This window comes from Methanococcoides methylutens, assembly GCF_000765475.1.
GTDB lineage: Archaea > Halobacteriota > Methanosarcinia > Methanosarcinales > Methanosarcinaceae > Methanococcoides > Methanococcoides methylutens.
The window spans coordinates 39,322-51,195 of the sequence record NZ_JRHO01000002.1 but is presented as its reverse complement, the minus strand read 5'-3'; the positions used below and the strand labels follow the sequence as shown (position 1 = coordinate 51,195).

14 protein-coding genes are annotated in these 11,874 nt (G+C 41.5%); 7 read left to right on the top strand and 7 right to left on the bottom strand.

All coding sequences use genetic code 11. The features are described from left to right. Window positions 1-79: 79 nt before the first annotated feature. The 3 genes from LI82_RS00305 to LI82_RS00295 all read left to right on the top strand — a co-directional run bounded on the left by LI82_RS00305 (window position 80) and on the right by LI82_RS00295 (window position 1,674). Window positions 80-988: a fasciclin domain-containing protein gene (locus LI82_RS00305; protein ID WP_052402615.1), complete on the top strand. Its 909-nt coding sequence runs from the start codon at window positions 80-82 to the stop codon at window positions 986-988. Between the two features lie 76 nt (window positions 989-1,064). Continuing rightward, complete coding sequence (locus LI82_RS00300; protein ID WP_048192986.1) at window positions 1,065-1,331, top strand: DUF3303 domain-containing protein; 267 nt, start codon at window positions 1,065-1,067, stop codon at window positions 1,329-1,331. 79 nt (window positions 1,332-1,410) lie between these two features. Continuing rightward, window positions 1,411-1,674, top strand: a complete 264-nt coding sequence (locus LI82_RS00295) for a DUF3303 domain-containing protein (RefSeq protein WP_048192985.1) — start codon at window positions 1,411-1,413, stop codon at window positions 1,672-1,674. 32 nt (window positions 1,675-1,706) lie between these two features. Here the strand turns inward: LI82_RS00295 and LI82_RS00290 are convergent, their stop codons facing one another. Both LI82_RS00290 and LI82_RS00285 read right to left on the bottom strand, forming a co-directional pair. Beyond that, a complete protein-coding gene (locus LI82_RS00290) occupies window positions 1,707-2,324 on the bottom strand; it encodes a hypothetical protein (RefSeq protein WP_048192984.1) in 618 nt (205 codons plus the stop codon). A 95-nt stretch (window positions 2,325-2,419) separates the two neighbouring features. Further along, window positions 2,420-2,809: a hypothetical protein gene (locus LI82_RS00285; protein WP_135607288.1), complete on the bottom strand. Its 390-nt coding sequence runs from the start codon at window positions 2,807-2,809 to the stop codon at window positions 2,420-2,422. A 218-nt stretch (window positions 2,810-3,027) separates the two neighbouring features. On the opposite strand from LI82_RS00285, the gene LI82_RS00280 reads away from it, so the two are divergent. Together LI82_RS00280 and LI82_RS00275 are read left to right on the top strand one after the other, a co-directional pair. After that, window positions 3,028-3,771 (top strand): AzlC family ABC transporter permease, encoded by a 744-nt coding sequence (locus LI82_RS00280; protein ID WP_048192982.1) that lies wholly within the window; start codon window positions 3,028-3,030, stop codon window positions 3,769-3,771. Further along, the gene (locus tag LI82_RS00275) at window positions 3,771-4,115 is read left to right on the top strand and encodes a branched-chain amino acid transporter permease (protein ID WP_048192981.1); all 345 of its coding nucleotides are present in this window, start codon (window positions 3,771-3,773) and stop codon (window positions 4,113-4,115) included. Before LI82_RS00280 ends, LI82_RS00275 begins: the two co-directional genes overlap by 1 nt. A gap of 423 nt (window positions 4,116-4,538) precedes the next feature. On the opposite strand, the gene LI82_RS00265 is transcribed toward LI82_RS00275, so the two are convergent. The 3 genes from LI82_RS00265 to LI82_RS13610 form a co-directional block, all read right to left on the bottom strand. Next, on the bottom strand, window positions 4,539-4,916 hold the full coding sequence (locus tag LI82_RS00265) for a DUF5830 family protein (protein WP_048192979.1): 378 nt from the start codon (window positions 4,914-4,916) through the stop codon (window positions 4,539-4,541). 224 nt (window positions 4,917-5,140) lie between these two features. After that, window positions 5,141-6,079, bottom strand: coding sequence for a calcium/sodium antiporter (locus LI82_RS00260; RefSeq protein WP_048192978.1), 939 nt, complete (start codon window positions 6,077-6,079; stop codon window positions 5,141-5,143). Between the two features lie 229 nt (window positions 6,080-6,308). Then, window positions 6,309-8,222, bottom strand: a complete 1,914-nt coding sequence (locus LI82_RS13610; protein WP_280176653.1) for a S8 family serine peptidase — start codon at window positions 8,220-8,222, stop codon at window positions 6,309-6,311. Window positions 8,223-8,556: 334 nt separating this feature from the next. Here LI82_RS13610 and LI82_RS00250 point away from each other — a divergent pair, with 334 nt between their 5' ends. Both LI82_RS00250 and LI82_RS00245 read left to right on the top strand, forming a co-directional pair. Further along, window positions 8,557-9,342 carry a DUF1638 domain-containing protein gene (locus LI82_RS00250; RefSeq protein ID WP_048192977.1) on the top strand — a complete coding sequence of 262 codons (786 nt, stop codon included), beginning with the start codon at window positions 8,557-8,559 and terminating at the stop codon, window positions 9,340-9,342. Between the two features lie 62 nt (window positions 9,343-9,404). After that, window positions 9,405-9,602, top strand: a complete 198-nt coding sequence (locus LI82_RS00245; protein WP_048192976.1) for a YwbE family protein — start codon at window positions 9,405-9,407, stop codon at window positions 9,600-9,602. Between the two features lie 93 nt (window positions 9,603-9,695). On the opposite strand, the gene LI82_RS00240 is transcribed toward LI82_RS00245, so the two are convergent. Then, complete coding sequence (locus LI82_RS00240) at window positions 9,696-10,460, bottom strand: GTPase (RefSeq protein WP_048192975.1); 765 nt, start codon at window positions 10,458-10,460, stop codon at window positions 9,696-9,698. 70 nt (window positions 10,461-10,530) lie between these two features. Next, window positions 10,531-11,748 carry a glycosyltransferase family 2 protein gene (locus LI82_RS00235; protein WP_081955687.1) on the bottom strand — a complete coding sequence of 406 codons (1,218 nt, stop codon included), beginning with the start codon at window positions 11,746-11,748 and terminating at the stop codon, window positions 10,531-10,533. Window positions 11,749-11,874: the final 126 nt, after the last annotated feature.

The following is an 11,874-nucleotide window of genomic DNA, read 5'->3' as shown; positions in this document are numbered from 1 at the left end:
TTAAAAAGCTATATATAGTATAAATTACAAAGTTGACATGTATAATTTATTTAGTGGCCAAGGGGGGCGACATGTGAAAATGGTAAAAATATTAGTAGCTTTGCTTTTAGCAACAATAGTATTAGTGTCAGGTTGTACTACCAGTGAACCTGAGGAGGAAGAAATGGACATTGTGGACACGGCAGTGAGCGCTGGTTCATTTACTACTCTTGTACAGGCAGTACAGGCCGCCGGACTTGAGGATACATTGAGAGGAGAGGGTCCTTTCACAGTATTCGCACCAACAGATGAGGCTTTTGCAGCATTGCCTGAAGGAACTCTTGATGCATTACTTGCAGACGAAGAGGCCCTTGCAGCTGTGTTGACATATCATGTGGTTGCAGGTGAGGTCATGGCAGCAGACGTTGCAGGTCTGGAATCTGCAGAAACTGTCCAGGGTGAATCAGTTACTTTTGATACCATGGATGGTGTAAAAGTAAACGATGCAAATGTTGTTCAGGCTGATATTGAGACCAGCAACGGTGTGATCCATGTTATCGATAAGGTGCTCCTTCCACCTTCAATGATGGAGGAAGAAGCAGAGGAAGAAATGGACATCGTTGATACTGCAATAGATGCAGGTTCATTTACAACTCTGGTACAGGCTGTCCAGGCTGCCGGTCTTGAGGAGACACTGAGAAGTGAAGGTCCTTTCACAGTATTTGCACCAACAGATGAAGCATTTGCAGCATTACCTGAAGGAACTCTTGATGCATTACTTGCAGATGAAGAGGCTCTTGCAGGTGTACTGACCTACCACGTGGTTGCAGGTGAATACATGGCAGCAGATGTTGTAACAATGGATTCAGCTGAAACTGTACAGGGAAGTGAAATTACATTCACTGTAACAGACGATGGTGTAATGGTCAATGATGCAACTGTTGTGATTACAGATATTGAAGCAAGTAATGGGGTCATACACGTCATTGACGCAGTACTGATACCATAATATCTACCATGAGATTCTTTTGAATCTCATTTTTTTTATATGATCTGAATTTAAAACTAAAAGTGGAGAAATGAATATGCTATACATGGAAATAAGCACCTGGGAACCAGAGAATCGTGATAAGATACTTGAACACTTTAAAGAACTGAAGATGCCTGCCGGAGTAACAGTCCACAATCAATGGGTTGATCTCACAGGATCTCGGTATTTCATCTTATATGAGTGTGATGATGCAGAAGCTTTTGCAGCATTTAATCTTCCATGGTCGGATGTGTGCTACATTGACACGGTTCCTGTAATGAAATCAACCGAATTCATATCATTAATGAGCAAAAAGAGCTGATATCAGAGATTATTGAAAATAAATAATTTGAAGACAATGCAGAAAGACAAGTGTTAAATTCAAAATGGGGGAGAAGAATATGTTATATATGGAAATTAGTTCATGGGAACCACAGAACCGTGATAAGATACTTGAGCACTTTAAAGAGATCAAGGTGCCTGCAGGAATAACTATCGTCAATCAGTGGGTCGATCTGACAGGATCCAGATATTTTATCCTGTATGAGTGTGACGATGCAGAGGCTTTTGCAGCATTCAACCTTCCATGGTCGGATGTATGCTATATTGAGAGTGTTCCTGTGATGGAATCAACCAAGTTCATGTCTCTCATGAGCAAAAAATAATTGAAACCAAAAATAGTAAAATCCTCTGTTTTTCAGAGGATTATCTTTATTTCTTTTTTTTCTTGGCCTAAAAACAAGTCGACAGTTCCATTTGGGAATGGTTTTGTTGAGTATTCGCAAATAAAATCGCCTTTGCTGTCTGAAACAATTGTTTGGGAAGCTTTAACGTTTAATAGCACGTTCTCAATATCTTCATCAGTTTCACCTTTTATGGTTATGTCATAGTTTCCTGTAGGAACATTTTTATCAACATATATTGCCTTTCCATTTTCAGCGTCTCTATGCTGCTTAAAAGGTATCAACATTTGAACTGTGAATGTCATATTTTTTACAGTTTGAGCTACAACCTGAAACTCGTTTGGAATCGAAGTTATTGCTACATCATCAAACCTGTGCTCATATTTTTGATCGTTTACAGGAATTTGAATCTCAAAATTGACATTCATTTTTATGCTTCTTTCAGGTTTCGTTCTACCTGAAATTATCAAATTATCTCCTTTCTTCAATTGAAGAGCAGATACTTCCCATTCGATCTGATCTTCATCAGATACTTCAGGAACAGGACTGTAGAACAATGAATCTATTTTTTTGATAATTCCAAGGAACAGGTTATAATTTTCTTTGATCGTGATAATTCCCCCAATGATCAAAAACGATCCTCCTTTGAGTCTCAGGAGTACCGTCCTTGGAATTGCATCTGCTGACAGAAAGAACTGCAACAGATCCAATTCTTGATATTATGATTTCAGCTTATGTATCCAAAGGATATCAGGTACACAGCAATTCCAAGAAGCAATGTTATTGCCCAGCATCCAGTTGCAATATCCATGTGAACTTTCTTTTTGAATCTCCATCTGTTGGTAACGAAAAGTATTATGAAAAGTATAACAATTGACCCCAGAAGCCTGTGCAGGATCAGCACAATGCCATAGGATGCCAGCTGAAAACCCTGACTGATCGAATAGAACATGAACAGGATAGTAGGGATAATTGTGTAAACAGCAAGTGATGCTCCTCTTGCATGTTTATCTATGCCCTCTGTCTTCTGCTTGATCGCATATATTAGCATTAGAAATGCTAGTACCTGTAAGAAAAGTGAAAGGTTAGATAAAGTTCTAAATACATCTGGTTCCACTAAATTCCCCCATTTAGTTATACAAATAAATTGAATTGTATACTATTTAGTTTTATTGAGAAGTTATCATTCTGATAACAAATTTTGTTCTTGATATTCATCTTCTTAGTCTAATTTAATAAAACATAAATACAATCAATTCTTTTCTTGCACTTTATTTCCCACTTTGGAAAGTAAATAGCTAATATATCCTTAAATTCAAAAGGTGTACAAGAATTATGAGTCAGCAGAGTGAAAGTCTCTTCACAAGTGCCCTCAAGACAACGCTACCGGTCTTCCTGGGATATATCCCATTAGGTATGGCTTTTGGCTTCCTTCTCGAAGGAGCCGGCTACCACTGGATATATGCACCCTTGATGAGCATCTTCATCTATGCCGGTGCAGGCCAGTTCATTGCAGTTGCATTGCTGGCAGCCGGTGCAGGCCTCACAGAATTTGGCATTACCACACTGCTGATCAATCTCAGGCATTCTTTCTACGGCCTGTCTTTGCTGGAAAAGTTCTCCGGTGTCGGAAAGATCAAAGCTTACCTCATCTTCGCCCTTACCGATGAGACTTATGCTCTTCTTACAACCACCAAAGCCCCGGACGAAGGGTCAAAGGGAAAGTTCTACTTTTACATAACTGTGCTTGACCACTCATACTGGATCCTGGGTTCGGTCCTTGGAGCTGTACTTGGTTCAGTACTTGATCTCCGCCTGGAAGGAATGACCTTTGTGCTTACTACACTGTTCGTGGTGCTGACCATTGAGCAGTACCATGCTTCAAGGTCCCGTTTTCCGTTCATGGCAGCCATGGGTGCAGGTATCATTTCACTGATGCTCTTCAGTCCTGAAAACATGTTGCTGTTCTCAATTTTCATCGGCACCCTCATCCTGATAGCACATGAAAGGTTCGTCCAGGAAGACCGTGATATCGGAAATATTGTAGATCAGAACCCTGATCAGGAGGAGATCCCATAATGGAAGATCCGGCACATTTACTAGTCGTTACAGCAGTAGTAGCAGTGGCAACCTTTGCGACAAGGGCTATTCCTTTTGTATTCTTTAATACGCGAGCTCCCCCGCAGATCCTCTCCACCATCGAGAAGAACCTTCCCCCGATGATCCTCCTGCTGCTCGTGATCTACTGCCTGAAGGATGTACAGTGGCTTTGTGCTCCATACGGAGTCCCGGAGATATTCACAATAACAGCTGTAATGGCCCTGCACTTTTGGAAACGCAATGCAATGCTCAGCATCTTTGCAGGAACAGGGCTGTATATGATGCTGGTGCAGTTGGATGTTTTTTCAATTCTATTTGGATAATGATAGAATTGGTATGAAAACAGAATGGAGCCCAAGCTCCGGAAAGATCATATCATGGATCCCTGAAGGGTCAGCAACAAAGAAAAATGAGTTGAACAAGAAGTGTGGGAGTCATAGATCTGAAATACCACCTTTTAGCGGCATCTCAGCCCCACGTAATTTCCCCAAACTCGCTTTTTAACATACAACTCCCACACCCATATAGTATATTGGGTTCTAGGTTAAAGCTAGTTTCGGTGGGGGGTGTTGGATAAGTCTATAATCTCGATTTTTTCTTGAAATTCAAAAGCAAAATAATAGCATGTAGTTGCAGAGTACAACTTTTGGTGGGATACAAAGGATTTTTGGTGGCTGGTTACTGATGATTGTGATATCCAGATAAAAGGGTTGTTTAGATCGGGTGAAATATAAATAAAATCACTTTTATTCAAACAAATAATCCAGATAGAGCTTCCTGACACATTTGGAACCGTATGGACCAAGCAACCCGGATTTTAATTCTATGTAGTGACTTTCTTTCATGCTCTTACCACAACATCTACAGCTGTTGATCTCTTTTGAGCGTATAATTTTTGGTTTGTAAAATTCCAGATCGTTTGCCTCATAAGTGAAGTGGCACATGCCATCTTTATCAGTTATGATACCTTCCTTTCTGGCAGCTGACATTATCTGATCGATGATATCAAAGCGTTTGGTCACTGTTTTACGCAGCAGCTCTCTGATCTCAAGTGGAGACAATTCTGTTGCATCCATTGCTACGATATAGTCCAGTCCTTTTTGGATAGTCTTTGGATGTTTCATTTTATTCCTTTATTGTAACGATTTCTAGATCCATATGCACATTATTTAATGAGATCTGGATTCCTGAATTATGTTTAAGATCAATGAATCTAACTGTCTCAATGTATAAAATATCTAAAATAATTCAGATGCATTTAATAAGAGTGTGTAAAATATAAAATTATCTACTTGTTCCTTCCAGATACGAAGAACTAAAAAGAGACATTTTAACTTCCGATATTAGCTCACAGACTATAGATCTTCACGCCAATATAAAGCACATAAAGCATTATCAACACAAACGCCTCATTCTTTTTCAATTGCATATGCCTTCTGAAGAACAACAAAACTAGAAGTGAAACGAAGAACAAGGCTGGAATGTCAAATCTTACCAGAGCTTCACTTACGGTAAAGCTGCTTATCAGACTGCCTACTCCAAGGGTGAACAGTATGTCGAATATATTGCTTCCGATCAGGTTGAACACGGAGAGGTTGACGGCCCTTTTCCTGATACTGCTCCAGGAAAGTGCAAGCTCCGGGAGGGAAGTTCCAAGTCCGATGAGTACTATCCCTATGAAGGATTGTGAGATCCCCCACATATCTGCCAGGTATAGTGCGTTATTGAGAACTGCATAGGACGATAGTATGAGGATGGCAAAACCGGCACTAATAGAAAGGATCGTCCGTGTAAAGTATAATGGCGGAGCACTCTTGAATTTCTGGTGGACCTCTTCTTCCCTGTATAACAGGAAAAAATAGACTGCATAAGCTCCAATAAAGATCAGGCCGTCTGTCCGGCTAAGTGTGCCATCCAGTCCTGTCAGGAACAGAAGAGCAACGGAGACGAGCATCATCACTCCGTCCCTGGAAAGTTCACGTTTTGTTAAGGTCAGAACCCCAAACATACCGACAACGCCCATTGTTATGCATATTTGGCCAAAGCAGGATCCTATTGAATCACCAATGATAAGTCCGGATGTCTCGGTTCCCATTGATCGCTGGATGGAACCGGTCACGCTAATGACAAGCTCCGGCAGGTTGGTTCCCAGAGTTAGTAGTGTAAGACCGATAAACGCATGTGAGATCTTGTAGTGTTCTGCGATGGTCAGGGCTGCTTTGATGATAAGTTCAGCTCCTAACATCAGGCCTGCAAGTCCTATCAGTAGAATTAAGAGTTCGTACATTTTAGCGAGTTCCCCACGATGTGCTCAAATGTGATGCAGTTCGGTCTATTATTAGTGTTTTCTCTATATTGCTATTGTAGTTCAATGCATAAAAGCTTCCTTATGTGAATATTAAAGAAGTTTTTGTTGCCGGTTTAAGGATTAGAATCTGCAGGATCAGATTATTGTAATAAAACGGAAAAAAGAAAATGGTGGTCTCACATTGAGACCAGTATTTTTGCCTTACTGTTTAGATATATCCTATTGTACTCTCCAATGTGGAGGACGAAACATTCCATTCATATCCAAGACAAGTAACGTCATTTACAGTGAAAGTAAATGTTAAGGCATCTCTCTTTAATCTAACATTGTCTGAAGATAATGTTACATCCCCAAATTCTCCGGTTGGACCAAAGTCAATGTTGTTAGCACTTCCAGTCCATTGTCCTGTAACTACAGCATTTTCCACAGGATATCCTGTTTCATTTACAACTGTCACGGTTGCTTCAGCATAGACAAAAGGACTATTACGCACTTTGTTTTGGACAGTGTTCATTGTTATGCTACTGATGTGCATTTGTTCTTTTGTAGTATCTGCAGCAGTAATAGTGATCTGAGCATAATCTGTGTCCTGTGCACCATTATTGTCCGTTACTGTGAGCGTTGCTGTATAGCTTCCAACCGAATCGTATGTATATGTTGGAGCAATTTCGCTGCCTGTGCCACCATCTCCAAAGTTCCAGTCATAGGAAACGATTGATCCATCAGAATCGCTCGATCCAGACCCATCAAATGCTATTGCTTCTCCTACAACACCACTGTATGGAGCATTTATAGAAGCAGTTGGAGCTATATTCTCAAGAGGTACAGCGTTCAGAGAGTCCAGTGCAGCCTTTGCATCAATAAGACCATATCCATAGGCTGTGTCCCAGCCGTTTTTTCCAAGATCCATTGCAGTTGATTCAAGTGCAGTTCTAACTTCATCGTTGGAAGCACCCTGAGATATCAATAAAGCTGCAACACCTGAAACATGTGGTGTTGCCATGGAAGTACCCTGGAAGAAGTAGTAACTAAATACCTGGGTGCTTGGGTCAAAAGTGTTCTGAAGTATGCCGTCTCCATATTCATCGTTGTTCAGGTCCTGTCCTGTATTACCACCAGGTGCTACCACATCAAGTCCTGGTCCATAATTCGAATATGGTGCTAAGTTTCCATCATAACCGGTTGCTCCGACTGCAATACATTTATCGTAAGCAGCAGGGTAGCTAATGAAACGTGTTCCGTCATTACCTGCAGCAGCTACAATGGTAACACCCTTTTCGTCTGCATATTCAAGTGCATTGTCTAAGGCCACACCAGGGTAATACCTAGGTGGGTAACCAAGACTCATGCTTATAACATCTGCACCATTATCGGTTGCAAAGTATATTCCCTCCACCAACTGAGCAAGGTTTCCACTTCCGTCAGCACCAAGCACTTTTACGGGCATGATGGAGCAATCATATGCAACTCCTGCTACCCCAATTCCATTGTTGGTACTTTGTGCAATGGTTCCTGCAACGTGGGTTCCATGGGAGTGATCATCGCTTGGATCATTATCTCGATTTATGAAATCGTATCCAGAAACGAAGTTTGTGTCTTCGAGGTCAGGAGCATTTTGGGCAACTCCGGTATCAAGTATAGCTACGACAACACCATCGCCAGTGGTAATTTCCCATGCAGGTTCAACATTGATCCCATATGTACTGTGCAAATTCCACTGGTAGTGGTAATATGGATCATTCACAGCAAAAGCAGTCATGATAGCATTTGGGACAGCATATTCCACATTTGGATTCTTACTGTACATCTCTACCATCTTTTCAGCGTTCCTGTTCTCAGGAATCTTCAGCACCTTGAAACCGGCATACTGGCTTGTGTATTTTACTTTAGCCCCGTTTCTGGCATTTATGTTTGCGATCTTTTCCTCTGAAACACCGGGACTGAACTTGACAATAATCTCGTCATGTACGTATAGTTCATTATCTGGCATTTCTACGGTCAGTTCATCATAAATATCATATTGAGCATTGATCGATGGAGCGAATGCAGAGACGGGGATCACCATCCCTGTGATCAATAAACAAACGGTCAATACAGTAATTTTCCAACTGTTTAAACTCATTGTACTACCTCTTTTAAATACATACCACAAATTATTCCTGAATATTAATTATTAGGCTTTAATATAAAAATAAGTTTTTGTTGATTTCTAAAACGAATTAAAAATCTGATTATCATTATGGGGAAAAATGGCTCTTTTTTCTGGTTTAGTATGTTATTTTGAATATTAAGGTATTTGATTTATACTTATATATAAAGTCAATATTTCATTTTATACGAGTAGATGCATAATATCTATGCATAGATGGCTTTTTATAGCTACCAACTCCATTATTATTTACACTAAAAAAGTCACATTTTCAAAAGATCAAGATCTTTTACCGGAGGGTTATAACATGCCATCACTATACCTTGTGTCCTGTCGTATGTTCGAAGATGAGCTTGTAAATATATTCGAAGGAGAAGACGAAAAGACCCATTTGTTATTGGTCGAGAACGAAAATATTGAAGGAATTGAAAAGAAGCTGGATGAGGTTTCTTTGGACTACGAAAAAGTATCACTTGAAGATGTAGCTTCAAAGCTCGGTCCGCCGGATGATTTCGTGGTTGTCCTGCATCTTCTGGAGTTCGCGCTGGATGCTGATCCTGATCTTCTCAAGGATAAGGTGTACATGACCATCGAGGAAAATGGAGAACTATTTGACGGTGTGCTGGTATTTTACGGTCTTTGTGGCAATGTGCTTGGAACGATAGAATCTGATTTTCATCACCTCGGAATCCCGGTTCGGATCCTTAAAGATGCTGAAGGTAACATCGTGGACGATTGTATCTGTGCTGCATTCGGGAACAGGAGTGCTTATGTTGAAGCCATGTCCGGTGAAGAAAGAGGCACAGGCACATACTTCCTAACCCCCATGCAGGCTGCTAACTGGAAAGAAATGCTCGTTCTTGCAAAATTAACTCCTGATCCGGATAATGTCGAAATGACAAAAATGGTATTTGATTACTCTGGTTACAAACATGTCGGAAAAGTGGATACCGGCCTGTGCTATGAAAAGAAGTTCGATGAGACAGTTGATGAATTTGCATCCCGGTTCGATTTTGAAAAGAAGTTATTTGAAGGATCCACAAAAGTAGCAGATCAATGCTATCATTCCATCAAAAAAGAGATCATTGGCTGATATACTGCATGAAGTTCTTTTAAAAAATAGATGTTTATAGCTTCAGGAACTTTCATCCTATTATGAGTGCAGGCAACACCAGGGCAAATATCAAAATTGGAGCAAAAGTAGGGATCGTCTTAAAGAAAGATCAACGATCCGGCAAAATAACTCACGGAATTGTCAAGAGAATCCTAACGAAATCTTCTTCACATCCCCATGGAATAAAGGTTCAGCTGGAGGATGGTCAGGTTGGGAGAGTAAAAGAAATACTTTCATAAAGGCTATAACATATCCTGGTTATTATAAAAATCTATAAAAGCCGGGACGGCTGTGTCCGCAGGCTTTGACGGGTGATGGCAGATTTAAAGAATTTAGATCAATAATTTCCCCTGTTGCCAGTCATTGATGATCCTTACAGCAGCCCTTATCTCATCGATTTCGCCTTTTTTCTTAAGATAATTTAATTTCAACCCTATGAGCTCAAGGATTTCGTAAGCATTCTCGTTCCTGATCTCGATCTTATAGAACTCTTCAAGGGCATGCTTGTTCTTTTCACATGCATTCTCGATGATCTTCATGGCCACTCCCTCAAGATCATCCAGATGTGTGGCATCTTTTACTCCAAGAAGGCCCTGCCTGTACTCGTCATTCTCGTCAAAAGGTATGACTCCCGGAGTGTCAATAAAAACAATGCGTGAGCCAGCTTTTACAAGCTGTACCCCCTTAGTGTGTCCGGATATGGATGATGTGCTGGTCTTTCCTTTCCCCACCACTCCGTTGATCACCGAGGATTTTCCGGTGTTTGGATAACCAAGACATCCGATGAGGATCTCGCGTCCCTGTATGTCGGCAACTTCAAGGATCTTATGTCTCAGCATGGTGGTGCCATACCTTTCCTTGCTGGAAACGAAGACCGTAGGTGCGATCTTTGAAAGGCGGGATTTGGATTTCTCAAGCGTTTCCTTTGAGACAAGGTCGCATTTGCTGAGCACTATTATCAATGGTTTGCGTGAACGTTTGACATTGCGCTCTACCTCACTGTTCCGTGTCTCATCCGGGAAGCGGGCGTCCACTACTTCGAGAAGGACATCGGCCTTTTTTATTACATCCTGTACCATCAACTTGTAGTTTGCCATCAACTCTTCTTACAACAAAGCCCTATAAGGATTTGTTGAGAGGTCTGTATTCTTCCATCCTATGATGCTCTTACAAAGCACCATCGATGATCGAATCCAGCCCTTCTCTCTCATCTGTATACAGCATCAGTTCGCTCCATCTCTTTTGCAGCTGGCAAAGATGGCCGAAGGGTTCAAGGTCGGGTATCGCATCGTCGAGTGAAAGCTCGATGTTCCTGAGGGCTTCCTTGCTTCCAACCGCATCGCCCTTACCAAGATACTCTTCAGAGAGGAGCCTGCAAGCATTTGCTATCTTTTCCTCAAGATCATCACCAAGGAAATTTCCGGGATAACAACCCATATCTTCTACAGATAATATTGTCATCCCATCGGTCTTTTTCTGGCTCATTAGCTTCGCCCGCTCATAGACGAACCTGTAAATGTCTTCTCGCACCCGCTTCCATGTCGGGTGGGACTTAGCAGGGGGGATGTGCTTGATGGCAAGTTCGTTATCCAGGAAGAATGAATGGCCGAACATCCTGGCATTCATAAGATAATCAATATCTTCCCCTCGCGGTACCATGGGGTCGAATGGGACTTCCATGAACAGGTCCCGGTGGATGACCATATTTCCTCCAAATACGAAAGGAGTTTCCTTAAGCCGTGGGGATGTGCCTATTACCTGTTCAAAACCTTCATTCATACAGGCATTCTTGTTCCAGTATCTGGTCCAGGGGCTGTCAGGAGCACCAACAAGGTAATCTCCGTCTGGCTGGAGGTAGTAACCGGCGATGGCATTGATAAGCTTCCCATCATGATGGTTTCCGATGAATTCCTTTGCCTTGGATATGAATTGCGGGTCTTCAAAGACCTCATCGTCATCGATCAGAAGCGCAACATCTGAGTTCATGATATGCGGGATGAAAAGGCACATGTTCCTGATGTTGGAATAACCTGTTAGCGAGAGGAGGTCACAGTATTCGGTCATACCACCGTTCTTCAGTTCCTCATGCAGTTTTTCCAGATGGGAAGGGCCGAACATATGGACTTTGATATTACCATTTGAAGAGGACCTGATGATCTCTCTTACCTTCTGCTCCACTTGGTCGGTGATCTCTGCATTATTCGGAGCGACAAGTATGACCAGCTCGAAGTCCGTGTCTTCAAGTATTGCTGTACTTTCGATGGCGCGTCCAAGTGTTCCATCAGAATCCAGCGGAGTGGCATGATCATATACAGAATCACCTTCAAGCCATCCCACATTGCTTTCTCTTCCCCAGTAACTGGGAATAACCATTGTTAGTTTCAAATATCCATCTCCCCGATATCCACTTAGCGTGAACATTATTTCCAGTTGCTATAATTTATAGGTCGATATGATATAATTACTTTCATTTTTACTCTGGAGATATTCATTCACTGTCAGTATTTTTGT

What these genes read in the sequence shown, in the direction of transcription:
- LI82_RS13610 (WP_280176653.1), bottom strand. Translation starts at nt 8,222, where the DNA reads ATGAGTTTAAACAGTTGGAAAATTACTGTATTGACCGTTTGTTTATTG.
- LI82_RS00250 (WP_048192977.1), top strand. Translation starts at nt 8,557, where the DNA reads ATGCCATCACTATACCTTGTGTCCTGTCGTATGTTCGAAGATGAGCTT.
- LI82_RS00265 (WP_048192979.1), bottom strand. Translation starts at nt 4,916, where the DNA reads ATGAAACATCCAAAGACTATCCAAAAAGGACTGGACTATATCGTAGCA.
- LI82_RS00295 (WP_048192985.1), top strand. Translation starts at nt 1,411, where the DNA reads ATGTTATATATGGAAATTAGTTCATGGGAACCACAGAACCGTGATAAG.
- LI82_RS00275 (WP_048192981.1), top strand. Translation starts at nt 3,771, where the DNA reads ATGGAAGATCCGGCACATTTACTAGTCGTTACAGCAGTAGTAGCAGTG.
- LI82_RS00300 (WP_048192986.1), top strand. Translation starts at nt 1,065, where the DNA reads ATGCTATACATGGAAATAAGCACCTGGGAACCAGAGAATCGTGATAAG.
- LI82_RS00240 (WP_048192975.1), bottom strand. Translation starts at nt 10,460, where the DNA reads ATGGCAAACTACAAGTTGATGGTACAGGATGTAATAAAAAAGGCCGAT.
- LI82_RS00305 (WP_052402615.1), top strand. Translation starts at nt 80, where the DNA reads ATGGTAAAAATATTAGTAGCTTTGCTTTTAGCAACAATAGTATTAGTG.
- LI82_RS00260 (WP_048192978.1), bottom strand. Translation starts at nt 6,079, where the DNA reads ATGTACGAACTCTTAATTCTACTGATAGGACTTGCAGGCCTGATGTTA.
- LI82_RS00280 (WP_048192982.1), top strand. Translation starts at nt 3,028, where the DNA reads ATGAGTCAGCAGAGTGAAAGTCTCTTCACAAGTGCCCTCAAGACAACG.
- LI82_RS00245 (WP_048192976.1), top strand. Translation starts at nt 9,405, where the DNA reads ATGAGTGCAGGCAACACCAGGGCAAATATCAAAATTGGAGCAAAAGTA.